Consider the following 20382-nt stretch of genomic DNA (forward strand, 5'->3'; position numbering starts at 1 on the left):
AGAAAAAAGCCCGTTTGTTCAACGGGCTTTTTTGTTTGTCAGCCTGAAATTGCTTCCAGCGCATAATCCAGTTCGGCGATCAGATCATCCACTGCCTCCGCGCCAACCGATAGGCGTAGCAGGCCTTCGGTAATGCCTATCGCATGCTTCTCTGCAACCGGCATACCGCCGTGTGACATTGTGAAGGCATGATTGATCATGCTCTCTACGCCGCCAAGCGAGTCTGCCAGTACGAAGTATTTTAGCCGGCCGATAACCGCTTTGGCTTCGTCAAGGCCGCCTTTAAGACGCACCGTTACCACCGCGCCGCCGGTTTTCATCTGTTGTTTACACAGCGCATGCTGCGGGTGGCTGGGCAGCCCGGGATAAATGACGTCTTCGATGGCCGGGTGCTGTTGCAGGTGTTCTGCAATGGTTAGCGCGTTGCTGCTCTGGCGGGTCATACGCAGATCCAGCGTTTTCAGCCCGCGCAGGGCCAGGTAGCTGTCAAATGGCCCCTGAATGGCACCGACCGCCATCGCGATGTACTGCAACCGCTGATGTAATTCAGCATTGGCAGCAACCACGGCACCCCCGATCAGATCCGAATGTCCGCCAATGTATTTGCTGGTGGAGTGCATCACCAGATCAATGCCGAACTTTATCGGTTGTTGGTTCCAGGGCGATGAAAAGGTGTTATCCACACAGGTCAGGATCTGATGTTTTCTGGCCAGATCCGCCAGTGCCTGCATATCCACCAGTTTCAGCAAAGGGTTGGTAGGGCTTTCGATCCAGATCAGGGCGGTATTCTCCTGAATCGCGGCTTCTACCGCTGCCAGATCGTTCAGGTCAACATAGCTGGTGGTGAACCCGGAGGTTTTGCTGCGGCATTCTTCCAGCAGCCGAAAAGTCCCGCCGTAGACGCTGGCAGTGACGATGACATGGGCATCCCGGGGCAGCAGTTCCATGACTGAAGCCGTTGCCGCCATACCGGATGCACAGGCGATGGCGCCGGCACCGCCTTCAAGTGCCGCCAGACAGGTTTCCAGTGCATGCCGGGTTGGGTTTTCACCACGGCTGTAGCCAAAATCCTGCTGGGCGCCAATGTTCTCCTTGATGAATGAACTGGCGGTAACCACAGGGGGCATAATGGCGTTGTAGGCCGGGTCTTTCTGTTCGCCGGCGTGGATAACCTGGGTGGCAAACTGCGGATGTTGGGTGTCAGACATAGTGCTTCCTGAGTCAGTCGTTAGCCGATTGTTACGGCGTGTTTTTGGCGGAGTTTCAACTTCAGACACGCCAGTAAAGCCATGCCGGGTGTCAGTAATGATATGGCCAGCCAGTTAGAGTTTTCCCAGCCGATCCAGACAAACAGTGCCCCGGCGGAAAATGCGCCGCTGGCATTCAGAAACGCCACTGCGGATTCGTTGATTCCCTGCATGCGGTGCGCATCTCCGGGCAGGCGGGCTACCAGACTGCTGCCGCCTACATATAACATGTTCCAGCCCAGCCCGATGCCTATCAGCGCCGCCAGCACACCGTTATAGGTTGGCTGATAAATAGCAATCAGCATGGAAGCCAGCATCACCAGGTAGCCGATAAAAATAACCGTGCTTTCGCTGGTACGGGCAATGACCCGGCCCATAAACAGCGATGGCAGGAACATGGCGATAACGTGCCACTGGATGACCTGCATAATATCGCTGAAGGGCAGTTGCAGGGCGTTGAGTTTAAGAGAAGACTGCATCATCAGCATTGCCATGATCATGTAACCGAACCCGGAAGCGTAGATGGCGACCAGTAAAGGCAGTAAAGGAACCGGTTGTTTTACCGGTGACTGCGCTGCAGATTCGCTGTCTTTCTCTGATGTTGGCGGCGGAGTGTGGCGTTCATGACGAGACAGCCGTGCGACAGCGCCCAGCAGCAGGGCCATAAAAATGCCCAGCGCTGAAAAACACAGATAACTGGCGGCGAATTCCTGATCAACAATAAAACTGCGGCTGTTACTGGCGATGGCCGGGCCGACGAATGCCGCCAGAATCCCGCCCAGAGTTACCAGTGACAGCGCCCGGGACTTCAATGAATCATCCAGCCCCTCGGTCGCGGCAAAGCGGAAGAAGGCGAAGGTGCTCAGGCTGACCCCGAAGAGAATGTGTGCCAGCAGGTTGATGCTGAATGATTGCTGCAGGATTGATATGTAGCCGGCAATGCCGGCCAGAAACAGAGTCAGGCTGCCGACCAGAAAGATCTTCAGCCGCCCGAAACGCTGCATCAGCATGGCCAGCACATAGGAACAGGCGATGACGGTGGCAAACTGAATGCCGTAGGGCAGCGTGGATAACTCGCTGCTTGGTGCCAGTGCTTTACCGACAATCGGTGACACGGAAACGGAAATGACCCCACAGGTCAGCGCGATACCCTGGGTCAGGAAGTACAGCCATGTTTTTATCTGTCGGGGGGACATATTGTGCTCCGCGTATTGATTGTCCTGTGGTGTTAAGAAATTCTGGCATGCTATATTGCATGACACAATTTTTTTATTGCATGACATACAATATGTGGTATCCCGAAAACACCGGCGTCCGGATGGGCGTGAACGAACTGGTTTTTGCTATAGAAGAGGCAATTACCCGGCATGAACTGAAAGTGGGGGACCGTCTGCCGCCTCAGCGAATCCTCGCATATAAACTGGAGGTGAATCCCACAACCGTTTCCCGTGCTTATCAGCGGGCCGCGCAGAAGGGCCTTGTCGGTGGGCAGATTGGCCGTGGTACCTATGTGCTGGGCAACAGCAATGCGGCCATGTTCGCGCAGGCAATTGGCGTGAGTGACGGTTTGAAGATTAATCTGTCGATCAATAAGCTGCGCTGTGATGAGGTTATTCTGAAGCTTAATAAGCAGATTGAAGCGGCCAACACCCTGGCCAATACCCCGCAGTATTACGAATACATCAGCAATGATCTGGTACAACGTTTCCAGCGTGCTGTCAGCCAGTGGCTGTATGCCTGCCGGCAGGTTACGTTTTATGGGGATCAGATACTGGCTTTGCCCAGTTGTCAGTATGGGCTACAGATGATTTTTACCCGGTTACTCAATGCCGGCGATGCCATTCTGGTGGATGAATTTACCGCACCCGGCATTATCACGGCAGCCAAGCAGCGGGGCCTGCGGCTGTTTACCTGTAAAGGCGATGAGCAGGGGATTACTCCGGAAGGACTGGTATCTGCAGCCAGGCAGACCGGCGCCCGTATGCTGGTGACGATTCCCTCCCATCATTCACCGCTGGGGTTTTCCCAGACGGAAGCCCGTCGCCGGGCACTGGCGAATGAGATCCGCCGTCTGGATCTGTTGCTGGTGGAAGAAGACATTTACGGCATGTTCGACACGCCGGCACCGGTCAGTGGGTATATTCCGCAACACAGCCTGCTGGTATCCGGTTTCAGCAAGTGCCTGAGTGGCGGACACCGGGCCTCGTTTATCGCTTCTGCCAATCCGGTGTTGCATAAGTTACGGGAGAATATCGTCGAAACCGCCTGGCTGGTGTCCGCCAGTGCTGCCAGCCATATCATTACCGCCATTGAACATGGCCTGATCGATAAAGCGATTCAGCATTGTCTGGCGGAAATGAAACGGCGTAACTCTCTGCTGAATAAACGGTTGGGGCTGCAGTTGCCGTTGACATCACCGCACCACTGGCTGGCGAATACCGTGGTGGACATCCGGGGGCTGAAGGCTGTCGGGGTGGATGTTGCTGAGGCCCGGCATTTCGCGGTAAATCCTTTGGACGACCCTCTGAGTCATTGCCGGCTCAGTGTTAATGGTGTGGATGACGAAACCTATGAGCAGGGGCTGAACTTACTGGCCGGCTTTGTACAAAAGCGGGTTGTCTGAGGCTGGCGTAATTTTATAACAGGCCGTCGCTTTTATTGATCTGCGGGTATGACTCCCAGTGGTACTTTGCAGAAAAATAATAAGGAGACTGCCATGCCCCGCCCTTACTGGAATGAAACTCTGGAAACGCTGCCCGCTGAGCAGCTGCGTAAGCTTGAGTCGGCTGCCTTGCAGAAACAGATGGCGTACGTCTATGCCACCAGTCCTTATTACCGCAAAAAATTTGATAGCGTTGGCCTGAAACCTGCGGACATCCAGTGTCAGGAAGATCTGGCTAAGTTGCCATTCACTGAAAAAACCGAGCTGGCGCAAACTCAGCGGGACGGCGAGCTGATCGGGCCTAACCAGTGTGCCTCCATGGAAGACATTATCCGGATCGTTGGCACCGGCGGCACCAGCGGCCAGCCAATGCGCCTTGCCTGGACGCAGAATGACGTCCGGGGATACAACGAAATGGGCGCACGGGCACTGTGGGCAATGGGGTGCCGGCCCTCAGACTTCGTGGTGAATTGCTTTAACTACAGCATTTATGCCGGCGGTGTGACGGACCATATGGCGTTTGAAACCCTGGGCGCGACCGTATTGCCTTACGGTGTGGGTAATTCCCGGCGGTTGTTGGATATGAAAGCAGATATGAAAGTTGCCAAAGCGCTGTATTCAACGCCTTCTTATGCGGTCCGTCTGGCCACTGTTGCTGAGGACATGGGCATTAACCTGCGGGATCTGAACGTTAAAAAAGGTTTCTTTTCCGGTGAAGCGGGGATGCAGGTGCCGGGCTACCGGGAGCGGATCGAAAATCTCTGGGGGATGGAAGCCCATGACCTTTACGGGATGGCTGAACTGGGTGTTCAGAGTGCCGAGTGTGGGCATAATACCGGGTTGCATTTCAGCGGTGCGGGAGAGGTCATTGCTGAGCTGATAAACCCGGATACGGAAGAAGTGATTCCCATGGAACAGGGGCAGATCGGTGAGTTGGTGTTTACCAACATCAACCGTGAAGCCAGTCCGCTGGTCCGGATGCGTACCCATGATTACGTGGAGGTGTACACCGATCCGTGCCCCTGCGGCCGTACCGGCTTCCGTTTCCATACCCGTGGTCGTACTGACGATATGGTGGTCATTAAGGGGGTGAATATTTTCCCGATGGCCATTCAGAAAACCCTGCTGGCAATGCAGCCCCGCCTGACCGGCGAATTCCAGATGGTGCTGGATAAGGCGCCGCCGATTGATTACCTGCCGGTGCTGAAAATCGAAGTGGCTTCTGATCAGCCCGCCAGCGCGTTGCCGCAACTGACAGAAGACGTTGCCCTGCAGTTGTATAAACAGTTGGGCTTCAGCGCCAGCATTGAGTTTGTTAAAGCCGGTGAAATCGCCTCGGAACATAAAACTAAACGGGTTATCCGTAATTACTGAGCAGGAGACCAGTATGACAATTGAATACAAGGTTCAGGATAAGGTGGCCTGGGCAACACTGAACCGGCCTGAGGCGTTGAACGCGCTGAATGATGAGCATCTGACAGGGTTACTGGAGGTTGTGGATAAGGTCCGCAACGATGCAGATGTCCACGTGCTGGTGATTTGTGGCACGGGCCGGGCATTCAGCGTTGGCGGTGATATCAAGGAAATGCATGGCAGTACCGATGAGCAGTTCCATGTGACGGCTAATTATTATCAGCGTCTGACACAGGAATTACGTGCACTGGATAAACCGGTGATTGCTGCGCTGAATGGCCTGACGCTGGGCGGTGGTCTGGAAGTGGCCTGTATGTGTGATGTGCGGGTTGCTGCGGCGTCTGCAAAACTGGGCCTGCCGGATGCGCCACTGGGCTTCAGCCCTACCGGCGGTCTGACCTTTCTGTTACAGCGGATCATCGGCTTTGGCCGCAGCCTGCATATGGCACTGGATGCGGAACCGCTCAGTGCTGCAGAAGCCGAGCGCATCGGTCTGGTGACCCGGGTGACGGCTGACGAAGAGTTTCTGGCGGATACCCATGCCTTTGCGGCGAAAGTAGCCAGTTGGTCCCGGGGTGGCATGGCCCGTACCAAGGCCGCATTCTACGGTGCCAGTGAAGCCGGTTTTGAAGACACGCTGGCGCTGGAAGCCCGGTTTGATCTGGAATGTTTCCAGTCTGCCGAGACCCGTCAGGCGCTGGCGGATTTCGTTGCATCCCGTAAAAAGACGTAGTACGTGCCGGTTTCTTCCGCTTCTGAAATATCCTGCGACAACAGTTTCGGCGCCGGTTTCCGGCTGGCGCTGGTACTGCTTTGTACCGCCATTATCATTGCGACGTTTGGCTTTGGGCTCTATCTGTTTTCAGCGCTGGCGACGGATATGCGTCAGGATCTGGGTTTCAGCTATACCGCTGTCGGCAGCATGATTGCCCTTGCGCAGTTGGGGTTTTTGGGGGCGTCTCTGGGCAGCAGTGCGCTGGTACCGCGCTGGGGGGAAATCCGGGTTGTGCTTAGCGCCGCAGCACTCTGTGGCGTGAGTTTGCTCTTGTTAGGGCTTGCTAGTGAGGTCTGGTTAATTGCGCTGTTACTGGTGGTGCTGGCAGCCTGTGCCGCGGCGGCCTGGACCCCTATGGTCGGGCTGATCGCCCGTTACATTGATTATCAGCACCGGGCCAAGGCGATGGGCCTGATTGGCAGCGGCACCAGTTATGGCATCTTCATTAACGGGCTGGTGCTGCCCTGGTTACTGCCGGATTATGGCTGGCGTCCGGTGTGGTTTGTGTTGGGAGGCTTAACTTTACTGATCACTCTGCTGGCTGCCGTGGTGATGCTGCGTCAGCAGAAAGCCCCGGTTGCTGCTGAACAGCCGGGAATTCTCAGCCAGTTACCTTTGTTGCGGGAAGCCCGGCCCTGGGGGCTGCTGACGGGGGTGTTTCTGGCGGGGATAAGTTTCATCGCATTTATGAATTATCTGGCGATGTATGCCCGGGATGACCGGCAGCTGAGCGTACAAGTGTGCGGTGATTTGCTGATGATCATCGGTGCGGTCGGGATGTTTGCCGGTGTCATCTGTGGCATTTTGGCTGACCGGTTGGGCATTCGTCCGGTCATCACCCTGATGTGTCTGGCTTTTCTGATCGCTGCTGCGCTGGTCAGTGCCGATGCGGATATTCCGGGGTTATATGTCGCAGCGGGATTATTCGGCAGCGCTTATGTCGGATATTTCGCCATGGTTCCGGCGTATATTGGCAAAAGATACCCGGCAGCACTGGCCACCAGTTTGTTTGGCGGGGCAAATTTTGCCATGGCCGGTGGCGCGATGCTGGGAAATTTTCTGGGCGGCTGGAGTAAAACCCTGTTGGGTAACTTCAGCGCCGTGTATCTCAGTGCGGGAGTCATCGCGGTGGTGCTAATTGTGCTAACTCTGCGTTTGCAGAAGGAGTCAGGCTGATGCTACGTGCGCTGGGTCAGGACACTTGTTACCGGGTCGGGTTAGTACTGCTGCCCGGGTTTTCGATTATGTCACTGGCGTCGGTGATTACACCGCTGAACAGCGCTAACCGGATCAGCGGGCGACAGCTTTATCACTGGACCACCCTGAGTCTGGCGGATGAGCGGGTATTGTCTGCTGACGGTATGCCGTATCCGGTGGATACGCCGCTGGCAACGGCTGCGGATTTTGATGCGGTCATTATCTGTGCGGGAGAGAGCCCGCAACTGACCTGTACGGATCTGTTGCGGCCCTGGTTGCTGGCGCGTCTTAAACAGCGGCGCAGCTATCCGCTGGAGCTGGGGGCGCTGGATGCAGGCAGTTATGTGCTGGCCCATATGCGTTTGCTGGACGGTTACAGCTGTACGGTGCACTGGGATTATCTGACGGTTATGCGGGAAAGCTTTCCTCAGGTAGAGGTCACCAACAAGCTGTTTGTCTTTGACCGTAACCGTTTTACCTGTGCCGGCGCGACCGCTACGCTGGATATGATGCTGTACCTGATTTGTTACCATCAGGGAGGCGAGCTGTGTGCGGCGATTTCAGAACAGCTTAACTGTGAACGTATCCGCGATGAGCAGGACAGCCAGCGGGCGCCTATGCAGAATTATCTGGGGGTGGGACAACCGCAGCTGATCGAAGCCATGGCGCTGATGGAAGCCAATCTGGAAGAACCCATTACCACGGCGGAGCTGGCGTTACTGGTGGGCGTCTCCCGCCGGCATCTGGAGCGTCAGTTTCAGAAATATTTGCAAACCACTCCTACCCGGTTTTATCTGCAGTTACGTTTACAGCGGGCGCAGCAGTTATTGCGGCAGACCAATATGGTGTTGCTTGAGATCGGGCTGGCGTGCGGGTTCGCTAATAAAAACTATTTCTGTAAATGTTACCGGGATTTTTTTGGCACACCGCCCGGAGAGGAACGCCGTAATATTCAGGGAGCCGCTGCCAGACGGTCTGTGATCACCTCAGTGCTGCAATGAAACCGCCACCGGCGGTTTTTTTATGCATGACTGATACGTTTTAGTGTCGTTTGAGTTCAGGTAAATGTGACATTTAAGTCATGTCGGCTAAGCTGTCAGAAGCCAGAATGGCGTATATCCGATAACAAAAATAAACCGGATATTCAGCATTGCCGGAACAGCTTCCGGGCTGAATATCTTTTCCGGAGACGCTCATGGATAACGAAATTTATCTGACCCGCGAATACCAGCGCTATGCCGAAGGCAGCGAAATCGGCACACCGCTGCAGCTCTACCGCTGTGAAGTATCCCCTGACTGGGTGGACTATAACGGCCATATGAGTGAGTCCTTCTTCCTGTTTGCCTTTGGCGATGCCTCCGATGCTCTGTTCCGGTATGTAGGAATCGATGAAACCTACCGGGCTTCAGGCAATTCTTTTTATACCGTTGAAACCCATATCAATTACTTTCTGGAAGCCTCAGAAGGTGAGCCGCTGTATTTCACCACCCAGTTGCTGGGACTGGATGAAAAACGCCTGCATTTTTTCCACAGTATGTATCACGGTGAGACTGATGCCTTGCTGGCAACCACTGAGCAGATGTTGCTGCACGTGGATATGAAGGCCGGTAAAACGGCACCGATCCGCTCAGAAGTACATGCCGTGCTTGAAAAAATCATGCAGCGTCACACCGACATGCCTAAACCGGCGCAGGTCGGCCGGGTAATGGCCGTGAAAGCAAAGTCTTGATGACAAATCCTGATGAAAAGGTCTGATTAAAAGACCTGCTTTAAAACCCAAATTTCCTGCCGTGAGAAGCGGCAAACTGTTTTCAGCGAATAGAATGATTGTCTGATCCGCCTGGCCGGAGGGATGCTGCTGTTCGCTTAACCGAAAAATATCAGAAGGTGCCCTTATGGAATTCTCCGTCAGCAGCGAACAGCAGATGATCATCGACACTGTTAAAGCATTCGTGGAACAGGAACTGTATCCCCATGAAGCGGAAGTGGAACAGACCGGTGTGGTCAGCGATGAGATTCATGAAAAGATTAAACAGGCCGCGCTGGACTGCGGTCTGTATGCCGCCAATATGCCGGAAGAGCTGGGCGGTGGCGGTCTGGATGCGGTAACGCTGACACTGCTGGAGAAAGAATTGGGCCGCGCCAGCTTCGCCCTGCAGTACATTGTTGCCCGCCCGAGTAACATCTTGCTGGCCTGTGAAGGTGAGCAGCGGGAGAAATACCTGCAACCGGCTATTCGCGGTGAAAAGGTGGACTGTCTGGCGCTGACCGAGCCGGATGCCGGTTCCGATGTGCGTTCAATGAAGTGCCGTGCGGAGCGGGACGGTGATCATTTCATCATTAACGGCAGCAAGCATTTCATCAGCCACGCGGATGTGTCGGACTTCGTGATTCTGTTTGCCTCTACCGGTGTGGAAGACACTCCACGGGGACCGAAGAAAAAAATTACCAGCTTCCTGGTGGATATGGGCACGCCGGGCTTCACCGTTGAGCCGGGTTACAACAGCGTCTCTCACCGGGGCTATCAGAACTGCATTCTGAATTTTGATAACTGCCGCATCCATGAGTCCCAGATTCTGGGGGTGGAGGATCACGGCTTTGATGTGGCCAATGAATGGCTGGGCGGCACCCGTTTGTCGGTGGCGGCGATGTGTCTGGGCCGTGCCGAGCGCGCACTGGAAATTGCCGCTGACTGGGCGGCGGAACGCAAGCAGTTTGGCCAGACGATCGGAAAGTTTCAGGGGGTTTCGTTCAAGCTGGCGGATATGTCGCTGGAACTGAAAGCGGCAGAGTTACTGACCATGCATGCCGCCTGGAAGCTGGATCAGGGCAATATGTCTGATACTGATGCAGCCATGGCAAAACTGAAATCCACTGAAATGCTGGGTATGGTCTCCGACGAGGCGATTCAGATTCTCGGCGGCATGGGCCTGATGGACGAACTGCCACTGGAACGGATCTGGCGGGATCACCGGGTTGAGCGGATCTGGGACGGTACCAGTGAAATTCAGCGTCACATCATTTCCCGTGCGCTGCTGCGTCCGCTGGAAGCTTAACACTGCCCGGCAGAAGGAAGGTGTCTGTGTCTGAAATTGATAAGAGCCGTTTTGCCCGCCTGCTCAAACCCCGTTCTATTGTGGTGTTTGGCGGGGCAGGTGCCCGCTATGCGATTGTAGAAAGTCAGAAGTTGGGTTTTGACGGTGAGATCTGGGCGGTGCATCCCACGCATACTGAGATGGCCGGTGTTAAATGTTACCCCAGCATTGCCGACTTGCCGGGCGTGCCCGACGCCGCCTATGTCGCCGTGAATGCTGATGCTGCTATGAGTATCGTCGGCCAGCTGAATGAGATTGGCTGCGGCGGGGCGGTACTTTATGCCTCAGGTTTTGCTGAAGTGGGCGACGAAGGTGCTGAACGTCAGCGGTTGCTGGTGGAACGCGCCGGCAGTATGCCGATGATAGGGCCAAACTGTTACGGTGTGCTTAATTGTCTGGATAAAGCGGTGCTCTGGCCGGATCAGCATGGCAGCCAGGCGGTGGATAAGGGCGTCGCGGTGATTACCCAGAGCGGTAACATCGGTTTGAATATCACCATGCAGCGACGCGGGCTGCCGCTGGCCTTCATGTTTACCATGGGCAATCAGGCAAATGTTGGCGTGGCGGATGTGATGGACGCGCTGCTGGACGATCCGCGCATTACCGCGATCGGACTGCATATCGAAGGGCTGTCTGATATCCATCATTTTGATGCGGTGTGCCGGCGGGCGCTGGAGAAACGGATCCCGGTGGTGGCTGCTAAAAACGGCCGCAGTGAAGCAGCGGCTAAAATTGCCATGAGCCATACCAGTTCGCTGACCGGTTCAGATAAGCTGTTTGATGCACTGTTCAAACGCCTGGGAATAGCCCGGGTTGATACCCTGGAAGAGCTGATTGAAACCCTGAAGCTGGTGGCCATTGCGGGGCCATTACAGGGTAATAAGGTCGCATCAATGAGCTGTTCCGGCGGTGAGGCCGGGGTCATGGCCGATCTGATCGAACGGCATGATCTGACGTTCCCGGCGATGACGGCGGAACATCAGGCGCGGGTTCGGGAAACCCTCAGTGAATACGTGGTGGTGGAAAACCCGCTGGATTATCACACCTTCATCTGGGGCGATGAGGCCCGTAAAACGGCAACCTTCAGTGCCATGATGAGCGCCGGTTACGATGCCACCATGCTGTTGCTGGACTGGCCAAGTTTTGCGGATGCCGATCCGGCCCCCTGGGATGCGGCCATGCACGGGCTGATCAATGCCAGCCGGGCGACCGGTCATCAGGGGGTTCTGCTGGCATCTTTGCCGGAATGTCTGCCCCAGTCGGCGATTGATACCTGTGTGCAGGCCGGGGTGGTGCCAATGATAGGTCTGGACACCTGCTTACGAGCATTATCTGCCGCGTATCAGATCGGACTGAAACATCAGCAACCCGCCCCTTTAGCGCTGTTGCGCAGTGCCCCTTTTGCTGACGAACCGGCAGGACGGAACATTGATGAGTACCGGGGCAAGCAGGCACTGGCCGGTTATGGCCTGCAGATCCCGGCAGGTGAGCTGGTCAGCCATGCTGACGACGCGGTCAGGTGTGCCGAGCGCATAGGCTATCCGGTGGTGATCAAGGCGGTCAGTGATACCATCGTGCATAAAACTGAGCAGGGGGCTGTACAGCTGTTTTTGCAGTCTGCTGATGATGTTCGGGAAGCGATATCGCGAATGGCCCATTTGAGTGATGCGTTTCTGGTGGAACAGATGCTGACGGAAACCGTCGGTGAATTGCTGATCGGCGTGACCCGTGATCAGCAGTTTGGACCGTCGCTGGTGATCGGTTCGGGCGGGATTATGGTGGAGTTGCTGAAAGACAGCGCGACCCTGCTGTTGCCTACCACTGAAACAGAGGTGCGTACAGCGATCAGTGGGCTGAAAATGTCGCCGTTGCTGACAGGTTTTCGCGGCAAGCAGCGTGGTGATATTGAGGCCTGTGTAAGCGCTGTTATGGCGGTAGCGGAATACGCCGGTCAGCTCCGGAATACGTTATTGGAACTGGATATTAATCCGTTGCTGGTGGCACCTGAGGGTTTAGGGGCGTATGCGGCGGATACCTACATCCGAATTTGTGAGGAATAAAGGCAATGAGTGAAGCATTACAACTGGTGCGTAACGGCGCCATTCTGGAAATTACCCTTAACCGGCCAAAGGCGAATGCCATTGATGCCAAAACCAGTGCAGCAATGGGGGAAGCCTTTCTGGCCTTCCGGGATGACCCGGAACTGCGGGTGGCGATTATTACCGGCGCCGGTGAGCGGTTCTTTTCCGCGGGCTGGGATCTGAAAGCCGCGGCAGAAGGTGAGGCGGCCGATGCTGATTTTGGCAAAGGCGGTTTTGCCGGCCTGACGGAAATTTTTGATCTTGATAAACCGGTCATCGCAGCGGTGAATGGCTATGCCGCTGGCGGAGGCTTTGAACTGGCCCTGGCGGCGGATATGATTGTGTGTGCGGAGCATGCCATGTTCTCATTGCCGGAAGCCGGGCTGGGGATCATTGCCGACAGTGGCGGGGTATTGCGCTTACCAAAGCGTTTGCCGGCTGCAATTGTCAATGAAATGCTGATGACAGGCCGGGCCATGGAGGCGGCAGAAGCGGCCCGCTGGGGGCTGGTGAATAAGGTTGTCAGCGGTGAACAGCTGATGGACAGCGCCCGTGAACTGGCGGAGCAGGTCGCCGCCAGTGCACCGCTGGCCATTGCTGCGATTAAGGAGATTACCCGCACAACCGCTGAAATGACGGTTGAAGAGGGCTATGCTCATATTCGCAGCGGTGTGCTGAAACATTATCCGGATGTTTTGCACTCGGAAGATGCCCAGGAAGGCCCCCGGGCGTTTGCTGAAAAGCGCGATCCGGTATGGCAGGGTAAGTAAGAGCGGTAATGATATTGCGTAAAGAGGTGCTGATATGACGGCAGAGGCTGTACCTGAAAAAATCGGTTTTCTGTTACAACCGCGGTTTTCGATGTTGTCGTTATTCAGTGCCCTGGAGCCACTGCGGGTGGCTAATCGCTTTGGTGGTGAGCTGTTCAGCTGGCACTTCTTTTCGCTGAACGGTGAGTCAGTCACGTCCAGCAGCGGTATTCCGGTTGCGGTTGAAAGCAGCATTGATCAGGTCGGCGAATTTCCGAATATGTTTGTCTGCGCCAGCTTTGAGCCCGAAGCCGGGCTGAATAAAGCCCTGCTTAACTGGCTGCGGCGGCTGGACCGTCAGGGAGCTGTGCTGGGGGGGATAGAAACCGGCTGTTATGCCCTTGCCCATGCGGGCTTGCTGGATGAACACCGGGTGGCGCTGCACTGGGAAGCGCGGCCAGCGTTCGAAGAAAGTTTTCCCCGGCTGAAAACGTCAGAGCAATTGTATCAGGCGGACGATAAACGGCTGACCTGTGCCGGCGGTATTTCGGCCATGGATATGATGCTGCATCTGATCCAGAACCGCCACGGGGACGCCCTCACCAGTCAGGTATGTGATGCCTTTATGCATGATGGTATGCGTCAGCCCGGTCAGCTGCAGCGGATGCAGACAGTGGAACGTTTTGGCGTCCGGCATGCGGATGTGGCTGAAGTGATTGAACTGATGGAACAGAATCTGGAAGAACCGCTGACCGCTTCCGAGCTGGCATCATTCAGCGGTATACAGTTACGTCAGCTGGAACGGCTGTTCCGTAAGCATTGTCATGATACACCGACACGGTTTTATCTGCGTTTACGGCTGGAGCGTGCCAGACAACTGCTTAAGCAAACTCAGATGACCGTGGTCGAGGTGGCGGTTGCCTGTGGTTTCCGGTCGCCGGAGTATTTTTCCCGGCGCTACCGGGCAGTATTTGGCATGGCGCCCCGTGAAGACCGTAAAATGGCGCCTGAACTGTCCCGGATGGCGATGGGGCAGGATATTCCTCCCGGCTTGGAAAGCACTTCACTGCAGCATCCGCTGTAACTTTCTTTAGCGCAAAAAAAAGCGAAGCTGCCAGCTTCGCTTTTTTATATTCAGAGGCAGGTATTACACCTTAGTCAGCCAGCCGTGTTTATCTTCAGCCTGGCCCCACTGAATCGCATTCAGTGCCTGACGAAGTTTCACGGTGGTCGCGCCGACACCGCCGTTACCAACCTTATAGTCCTGACCGTTATGGATCAGGGTGCCTACCGGTGTCAGTACTGCTGCGGTACCGGACAGCGCTGCTTCGCAGCCTGGCTTGGCAGCCCGTTCCAGCAGCTCTTCTACGGTTAATTCGCGCTCTGAAACCTTCATGCCCATGTCGCGGGCCAGGGTCAGAATCGAGTCGCGGGTAACACCGTGCAGGAAGCTTTCATCCAGTGCCTTGGTGATTACTTCGTCACCGTCGATCAGCAGAAAGTTTGCTGCGCCGGTTTCCTGAACATCACCATTCGGGCAGAACAGCACCTGATCGGCCTGAACGTCCTGCCTGGCTCGCATAATCGGATTCAGGGCGCTGGCGTAGTTACCGCCGCTCTTGATCATACCCATATGGGCCGCGCAGCGGGCACCGTTTTCTTCCAGCAACAGACGTAAAGTAGTATCGCCACCGGAGAAGTAATCACCCACCGGAGACAGCAAAATATACTGTAAAGAGGTGGCTGTCGGGGCTGCCGCTTTACCGATAGCCGGTTCAGTACCCACGTGGGTCGGACGGATATACATAGAACCCGGCGGTTCAGGTACGTCGCTGGCGAAACGGCCAACGATATCCAGAATCATTTTTTCAGTGGCTGCTTCATCAATCTCAGGCATTGCCAGCAGGCGGCTGCTCTGGGCGAAGCGGGCAATGTTCTTATCCATACGGAAAATCTGGATAGAACCGTCTGCGTGACGAAACGCTTTCAGGCCTTCAAAGCAGGTGCTTGAGTAGTGTAATACGTGCGAGCCGGGGTGCATCTGGATGCTGTTGCTGCTGACCACTTCAGCATCGCTCCAGCGGGTTCCATCGAATTGTGAAATTGCCATTTCAGGCATAAAAACAGTACCAAACGCGGCCATTGACTACCTCGGAAAATTAAAACGTCTAACAAGCTAAGGCGAATGCACGCGGTATGAGAGTAAAGCCCTCAGTGGATACTGGATGCCTGCACAAAAACTGCTACATCTGTGCGGGGAATGGGCGTTGCTATTTAGCCGGCTGCCGGCGAGGGCGTCGTGCAAAACCTCGATTAAATACAAAGAGCCTGATTGTAACACCGGCGCTGAAAAAGGGAATTGGCCAGCTTACAAAAATGCATGAAACCAGTTGTTGAAGGGGGCTGTTTCGTCATGAAGTTGAAAAATACCTTTAAAAGCCGCTGAAAGCGGGGTTTTCGCAGCAGATCGGTGTTAACTTGGCCTGTCAGCGAGTATTATTTGCGGCTCAGTTCTGATAATCGCATCAGACGGTATTTTTGAGATGTTACAAAACAGATTTCCGGTGTGAAAAAACGGTAATCACAGGCTTTTTCAGACGTTATGCAAAATATTTTCTCCCGACTTTCTGCCGCGGCAATGGCTGCCCCTAAGCGTGCCTTCTGTGCCATTGTGCTGCTGGTTCTGGCTTTTGATTTAGTGCTGGTGCGTGACCTGGGCTGGCTGATTGAAAACGTCCAGGGGAAACGCTTCCTGGTTAACTACGGCCTGAGCAGCCTGGCGCTGGTGTTACTGATTATTCTGTTGCTTCCCCTGCGCACCGTCGTGGGCCGGACAGTGATCATTGCGCTGATCCTGATTCCGCAGCTGATACAGTTATCCTTTTTTGCGGTGTACCGGAATTTTGTATCCGTCTTTGATTTACGCTTTGTCGCCGAAGATCCGCTGCTGACCCTGATGCTGTGGGTGGATAACGCCGCAGTCTTTAAGCCGTTGTTGCTGATTGCGCTGGAGCTGCCACTGTTGCTGATCCTGTTGCGCTTACCGCTGAAGCCCCGCTGGTGGGCTCGGGGGATATCCGGCGTATTTGGCAGCCTGCTGTTTCTGTTGCTGGCGTTTAACTGGTACGGCGTCACTAAATTCCAGTTCAGCAGTCTGGCGTATATAGGTACGTTTCCGGGATTGATCGAACAGCAGGTGTTTGCCGCCAAGCTGGTTGAAAAACCGGTGCTTGAAAAGCAGGTAGCGGCAAAAGATGCGCCTAATATTATTTTTGTGGTGGGCGAGTCCCTCACCAAGAGTCAGATGGGCGTGTACGGCTACGACCGTGATACCACGCCAAACCTGCAGCGTTTAAAGGATGCCGGAGAGCTTGTTCTGTATGACAATGCGGTGAGTATTGGTACCAAGACACTGAGCTCTGTGCCCTATATGTTAACAGGCCTGCAGGGGATTGATCCTCACGGCAGAGTGTATTCGGTACCGACGATTTTCAATTACGCCAAGGCGGCGGGCTACCAGACCGCACTGATCACCGCGCAGGATTTTAAATGGCGTAATGTGGATCAGTTGTTCCTGGACGGTGATCTGGATTATTTTAAGGAAGGGACTGACTTCAGCAGTAATATTTCGGTTTCGATCGGCGCCGATGATATGACGGTTTTAGAGAAAGGGGTGATGCCATTCCTTGAACAGGCTAAACAGTCTGACGAGCCTTATATGCTGGTTATTCAGATGAACGGCAATCACTACCCGTATGCGAAACATTCACCGGACGCGTTCAAAAAGTTCCTCCCGGAAGAGGATGAGAATGGGGTGAATGCCTATGACAACTCAGTGGCTTACAGTGATCATTACTTCGGTGAGTTAATCAAACAGGTCAGGATGGATGATCCTGATGCCTGGATCTTCTTTTCAACAGATCACGGCCAGAATATCGATTCCAAGAATTCGCCATACAACTATGGCTATGGCCTGGGTACCACACATAATGCAATGTTTGCTGTGCCGCCTGCCAGGGAGGCAGACAAAATGCAGGTGAACACCGATCGGCCGGTCAGCAGTGCAGATATTTTTGCCACCGTTCTGGGGCTGATGGATACCCGGCCAGTGAGTAATATTGATGGTGAGAATTTACGGGAACCTATTGATCCTGAACGGCTCAGAGTGATTTCAGCGTATATGAAAACCCTGCATAACGACCCTAATGCAGTACTGGTGTTCCCGGACCTCAGTTACCTGCATATCGATTTCGAACGTAAGAGCGCTATCTTGCCCGAAGGTGGTGAAGTAGTGCCGTATACCCGGTTACCGGACAGTTACCGGCGTTTATTTGACCGTTACCTCAATCCGCAGCAAGAAGGCGCAAATGATGGCTGAAAAAATCCTGATAGTAGGGCCCTCCTGGGTAGGCGACATGCTGATGAGTCAGTCTCTGTACCGTTTACTGAAGGCCCAGCAGCCAGACTGCCAGATTGATGTACTGGCGCCGGACTGGTGCCGGGCGGTACTGGAGCGTATGCCTGAGGTAGATAACACGGTGGCGATGCCGGTTGGGCACGGGCGGTTACAGTGGAAAGTACGTAAACAGGTTGCTGAAGGCCTGAAGGGCCGTTATGACCGGGCGCTGGTTTTGCCGAATTCCCTGAAATCCGCGCTGATCCCGTGGATGGCGGGTATTCCTGTGCGCACCGGCTGGAAAGGCGAGTTGCGTTACGGGTTGCTGACGGATCTCAGACCGCTGGATAAGAAAGCGTTTCCGCTGATGGTGCAGCGGTACATTGCGCTGGCACAGGCTCCCAGTGCGACAGGTGAAGCGTTGTCGAATATCATGCGCCCTGAATTGCAGGTTGATTATGAGGCTCAGGCAGAACTGAAGGTCACCCATGGGCTGACGAATAACTATATCGGCTTATGCCCCGGCGCTGAATTTGGCCCGGCCAAGCGCTGGCCGGATTATCACTATGCTGAGCTGGCGAAACAACTGATCAGTGCGGGATTTCAGGTGTGTATTTTCGGGTCTGCCAATGATCAGGCGGTCAGTGAACAGATTCTGGCCCAGCTGGATGAGGCGGAAAAACAGGCTTGCGTAGATTTATGCGGCAAAACGTCACTGCAGGCGGCCATTGATTTGCTGGCAGGTGCCCGGGCCGTGGTCAGTAATGATTCCGGCCTGATGCATATGGCCGCAGCTTTAGGCACTCCACTGGTGGCGCTTTATGGACCGACCAGCCCTGATTTTACCCCGCCGTTAACGGATAAGGTTGAAATTATCCGCCTGATTGATGGCTATATCAAAATTCGCAAAGGGGATGCTGATCAGGGATATCATCAGAGCATGATTGATATCAGCCCGGCATCGGTATTTAAAGCGGTTGAGCAGCAATTATCATGAGAGTGTTAGTGGTAAAAACCTCTTCAATGGGCGATATCATTCACACTTTGCCAGCTCTGACGGATGCAGTGCAGGCGATTCCCGGTATTCGCTTTGACTGGGTGGCTGAAGAAGGGTTTGCTGAGATCCCCCGCTGGCACGCCGCAGTGGATAAAGTGATTCCCGTGGCAATCCGGCGCTGGCGTAAGCAGCCTCTGAAGACCTGGAAAAGCGGTGAATGGCAAGCCTATAAGCAGGCACTGCAAGCACGGGAATATGATTATGTAATTGATGCTCAGGGGCTGATCAAAAGTGCGTTTCTGGTCACCCGCTTAGCGAAGGGTGTCACCTGTGGTTATGACAAGGCGTCGGTGACCGAGTCACTGGCAACCTGTTGTTACCGCAACACCTTCGCGGTAGCCCGGCAGCAGCATGCGGTCGAGCGAATCCGGCAATTATTTGCCTCATCACTGGGGTATGACCTTCCGGATGCAAAGGGTGATTTTGCCATTCGTCAGCACTTCTCGCAGGAGACACAGGATGAGCAGCCGTATCTGGTCTTTCTTCACAGCACCACCCGTGCAGACAAACACTGGCCCGAAGCATACTGGCAGCAACTGATTGAGCTGGCAGCGGGTGAGCGCTTCAGAGTTAAATTACCCTGGGTGACTGCTGACGAGCTGGCCAGAGCAGAGCGCCTGGCGGCTGATAATCCGTTTGTGGATATTCTGCCGAAACTGAATCTGCACGATGTGTCTGCGGTTATCGCCGGGGCAACTGCCTGCGTGTCTGTTGATACCGGCTTGTCACATATGGCGGCGGCACTTGACCGGCCGAACATTACTTTATTCGGGCCGACTGATCCCGGACTGGTGGGCGGCTACGGAAAAAACCAGTTGTCACTGGAGGCTAAAAGGCAGCCTGTAGTGGACCTTCAGGCTGAACCTCAGGTATTTGCGCCTTTGACGGCAGATATTGTATGGCAGCATTTACAGGAAACACTCCGCCGGAGTGAGTCTCAGGCCGGGGAAGTGTGATGCGGATTAAATTACAGATTAATCAGCAGTTTAATGATCTGAAAACTGAAATAGAGAACCTTGAGGGGTTGTTTGCCGGCTCTGCAGAGTCGATCCATAAAGCCCGCAATGAGTTACGTATCGTCACGCTGCAGGATAAGCGCTATGTGCTGAAGGCCTTTAAAGTACCGGGTTTTCCTGCCAGTGCGATTTATGGGCTGTTGCGCGCATCCAAAGCCTATAAGTCTTACCATAACTCCATTCTTCTTAAAGATTACGCACCCTGCCCGGTGGCATATATGGAACAGCGGCAGGGCGTTTTGTTGCAGCAAAGTTATTATCTGAGCGAAGCCTTTGATTACGACTTTACTATCCGTGAGCCTTTACTGGATGCGGCTTTCCCTGATCGGGATCAGATACTCAGGGGCTTTGCGCGATTTTCGCTGAAACTGCATAACGATGGTTTTTTCCACCGGGATTATTCACCGGGCAATATTCTGGTGAAGCGGGACGGGGATGAGTTCGTTTTTAAAGTGGTGGATGTGAACCGCCTGAGTATTTCGGCATTGTCGGATACTGACCGTGCCAGGGGCTTTGCCAAACTGTGGGCAACGCCGGAAGATCTGGCTGTGATTGCCGAAGAATATGCCCTGCATATGAAGGTGGGTAAACGCTTTGCGGATAACGTCGTAAAGTTTTCCGAGCAGAATAAAACCTTTAAAAACTTTAAGAAGCGGCTTAAGGGCAAGCCGGTAACCGACTAGAGGCTGATTGC

General features: G+C 54.5%; 17 protein-coding genes. 14 read left to right on the top strand and 3 right to left on the bottom strand.

Annotation, left to right across the window (positions count from 1 at the left end):
- Nucleotides 1-38: 38 nt before the first annotated feature.
- Together PCI15_RS02205 and PCI15_RS02210 are read right to left on the bottom strand one after the other, a co-directional pair.
- Nucleotides 39-1208 (bottom strand): trans-sulfuration enzyme family protein, encoded by a 1170-nt coding sequence (locus PCI15_RS02205; RefSeq protein ID WP_271272740.1) that lies wholly within the window; start codon nucleotides 1206-1208, stop codon nucleotides 39-41.
- Nucleotides 1209-1228: 20 nt separating this feature from the next.
- Nucleotides 1229-2443 carry an MFS transporter gene (locus PCI15_RS02210; protein WP_271272741.1) on the bottom strand — a complete coding sequence of 405 codons (1215 nt, stop codon included), beginning with the start codon at nucleotides 2441-2443 and terminating at the stop codon, nucleotides 1229-1231.
- 92 nt (nucleotides 2444-2535) lie between these two features.
- Here PCI15_RS02210 and PCI15_RS02215 point away from each other — a divergent pair, with 92 nt between their 5' ends.
- From PCI15_RS02215 to PCI15_RS02260, 10 genes are all read left to right on the top strand, one after another.
- Complete coding sequence (locus PCI15_RS02215; RefSeq protein WP_271272742.1) at nucleotides 2536-3870, top strand: aminotransferase-like domain-containing protein; 1335 nt, start codon at nucleotides 2536-2538, stop codon at nucleotides 3868-3870.
- Between the two features lie 93 nt (nucleotides 3871-3963).
- Complete coding sequence (locus PCI15_RS02220) at nucleotides 3964-5283, top strand: phenylacetate--CoA ligase family protein (protein WP_271272743.1); 1320 nt, start codon at nucleotides 3964-3966, stop codon at nucleotides 5281-5283.
- A gap of 13 nt (nucleotides 5284-5296) precedes the next feature.
- On the top strand, nucleotides 5297-6055 hold the full coding sequence (locus PCI15_RS02225) for an enoyl-CoA hydratase/isomerase family protein (protein WP_271272744.1): 759 nt from the start codon (nucleotides 5297-5299) through the stop codon (nucleotides 6053-6055).
- A gap of 3 nt (nucleotides 6056-6058) precedes the next feature.
- Entirely contained in the window at nucleotides 6059-7273 is a 1215-nt protein-coding gene (locus PCI15_RS02230) for an MFS transporter (RefSeq protein WP_271272745.1), read from the top strand.
- Nucleotides 7273-8295, top strand: a complete 1023-nt coding sequence (locus PCI15_RS02235) for a GlxA family transcriptional regulator (RefSeq protein ID WP_271272746.1) — start codon at nucleotides 7273-7275, stop codon at nucleotides 8293-8295. Before PCI15_RS02230 ends, PCI15_RS02235 begins: the two co-directional genes overlap by 1 nt.
- A gap of 194 nt (nucleotides 8296-8489) precedes the next feature.
- Nucleotides 8490-9023 (top strand): thioesterase family protein, encoded by a 534-nt coding sequence (locus PCI15_RS02240; protein WP_271272747.1) that lies wholly within the window; start codon nucleotides 8490-8492, stop codon nucleotides 9021-9023.
- A 166-nt stretch (nucleotides 9024-9189) separates the two neighbouring features.
- Nucleotides 9190-10350 (top strand): acyl-CoA dehydrogenase family protein, encoded by a 1161-nt coding sequence (locus PCI15_RS02245; RefSeq protein ID WP_271272748.1) that lies wholly within the window; start codon nucleotides 9190-9192, stop codon nucleotides 10348-10350.
- A 26-nt stretch (nucleotides 10351-10376) separates the two neighbouring features.
- The gene (locus tag PCI15_RS02250) at nucleotides 10377-12449 is read left to right on the top strand and encodes an acetate--CoA ligase family protein (protein ID WP_271272749.1); all 2073 of its coding nucleotides are present in this window, start codon (nucleotides 10377-10379) and stop codon (nucleotides 12447-12449) included.
- A 5-nt stretch (nucleotides 12450-12454) separates the two neighbouring features.
- Nucleotides 12455-13240 (top strand): carnitinyl-CoA dehydratase, encoded by a 786-nt coding sequence (locus tag PCI15_RS02255; protein ID WP_271272750.1) that lies wholly within the window; start codon nucleotides 12455-12457, stop codon nucleotides 13238-13240.
- A 34-nt stretch (nucleotides 13241-13274) separates the two neighbouring features.
- The gene (locus PCI15_RS02260; protein ID WP_271272751.1) at nucleotides 13275-14303 is read left to right on the top strand and encodes a GlxA family transcriptional regulator; all 1029 of its coding nucleotides are present in this window, start codon (nucleotides 13275-13277) and stop codon (nucleotides 14301-14303) included.
- A gap of 63 nt (nucleotides 14304-14366) precedes the next feature.
- Here the strand turns inward: PCI15_RS02260 and PCI15_RS02265 are convergent, their stop codons facing one another.
- Entirely contained in the window at nucleotides 14367-15362 is a 996-nt protein-coding gene (locus tag PCI15_RS02265) for a branched-chain amino acid aminotransferase (RefSeq protein ID WP_271272752.1), read from the bottom strand.
- 459 nt (nucleotides 15363-15821) lie between these two features.
- Here PCI15_RS02265 and PCI15_RS02270 point away from each other — a divergent pair, with 459 nt between their 5' ends.
- The 4 genes from PCI15_RS02270 to PCI15_RS02285 are packed head-to-tail and all read left to right on the top strand — an operon-like array spanning nucleotide 15822 to nucleotide 20371.
- Complete coding sequence (locus tag PCI15_RS02270; RefSeq protein WP_271272753.1) at nucleotides 15822-17597, top strand: phosphoethanolamine transferase; 1776 nt, start codon at nucleotides 15822-15824, stop codon at nucleotides 17595-17597.
- Nucleotides 17587-18612 (top strand): lipopolysaccharide heptosyltransferase II, encoded by a 1026-nt coding sequence (gene waaF, locus PCI15_RS02275; protein ID WP_271272754.1) that lies wholly within the window; start codon nucleotides 17587-17589, stop codon nucleotides 18610-18612. The genes PCI15_RS02270 and waaF overlap by 11 nt, the downstream gene beginning before the upstream one ends.
- Entirely contained in the window at nucleotides 18609-19628 is a 1020-nt protein-coding gene (gene rfaC / locus PCI15_RS02280; RefSeq protein WP_271272755.1) for a lipopolysaccharide heptosyltransferase RfaC, read from the top strand. Before waaF ends, rfaC begins: the two co-directional genes overlap by 4 nt.
- A complete protein-coding gene (locus PCI15_RS02285) occupies nucleotides 19628-20371 on the top strand; it encodes a lipopolysaccharide kinase InaA family protein (RefSeq protein WP_271272756.1) in 744 nt (247 codons plus the stop codon). Before rfaC ends, PCI15_RS02285 begins: the two co-directional genes overlap by 1 nt.
- The last annotated feature ends 11 nt before the right edge of the window (nucleotides 20372-20382 follow it).

Source organism: Aliamphritea hakodatensis (assembly GCF_024347195.1).
In the GTDB taxonomy this organism is placed as follows: Bacteria; Pseudomonadota; Gammaproteobacteria; order Pseudomonadales; family Balneatricaceae; genus Amphritea; species Amphritea hakodatensis.

Bases quoted from the DNA above. Each gene is read 5' to 3' on its own strand.
- PCI15_RS02205 (WP_271272740.1), bottom strand. From the start codon at position 1,208: ATGTCTGACACCCAACATCCGCAGTTTGCCACCCAGGTTATCCACGCC.
- PCI15_RS02210 (WP_271272741.1), bottom strand. From the start codon at position 2,443: ATGTCCCCCCGACAGATAAAAACATGGCTGTACTTCCTGACCCAGGGT.
- PCI15_RS02215 (WP_271272742.1), top strand. From the start codon at position 2,536: ATGTGGTATCCCGAAAACACCGGCGTCCGGATGGGCGTGAACGAACTG.
- PCI15_RS02220 (WP_271272743.1), top strand. From the start codon at position 3,964: ATGCCCCGCCCTTACTGGAATGAAACTCTGGAAACGCTGCCCGCTGAG.
- PCI15_RS02225 (WP_271272744.1), top strand. From the start codon at position 5,297: ATGACAATTGAATACAAGGTTCAGGATAAGGTGGCCTGGGCAACACTG.
- PCI15_RS02235 (WP_271272746.1), top strand. From the start codon at position 7,273: ATGCTACGTGCGCTGGGTCAGGACACTTGTTACCGGGTCGGGTTAGTA.
- PCI15_RS02240 (WP_271272747.1), top strand. From the start codon at position 8,490: ATGGATAACGAAATTTATCTGACCCGCGAATACCAGCGCTATGCCGAA.
- PCI15_RS02245 (WP_271272748.1), top strand. From the start codon at position 9,190: ATGGAATTCTCCGTCAGCAGCGAACAGCAGATGATCATCGACACTGTT.
- PCI15_RS02255 (WP_271272750.1), top strand. From the start codon at position 12,455: ATGAGTGAAGCATTACAACTGGTGCGTAACGGCGCCATTCTGGAAATT.
- PCI15_RS02260 (WP_271272751.1), top strand. From the start codon at position 13,275: ATGACGGCAGAGGCTGTACCTGAAAAAATCGGTTTTCTGTTACAACCG.
- PCI15_RS02265 (WP_271272752.1), bottom strand. From the start codon at position 15,362: ATGGCCGCGTTTGGTACTGTTTTTATGCCTGAAATGGCAATTTCACAA.
- PCI15_RS02270 (WP_271272753.1), top strand. From the start codon at position 15,822: ATGCAAAATATTTTCTCCCGACTTTCTGCCGCGGCAATGGCTGCCCCT.
- waaF (WP_271272754.1), top strand. From the start codon at position 17,587: ATGATGGCTGAAAAAATCCTGATAGTAGGGCCCTCCTGGGTAGGCGAC.
- rfaC (WP_271272755.1), top strand. From the start codon at position 18,609: ATGAGAGTGTTAGTGGTAAAAACCTCTTCAATGGGCGATATCATTCAC.
- PCI15_RS02285 (WP_271272756.1), top strand. From the start codon at position 19,628: ATGCGGATTAAATTACAGATTAATCAGCAGTTTAATGATCTGAAAACT.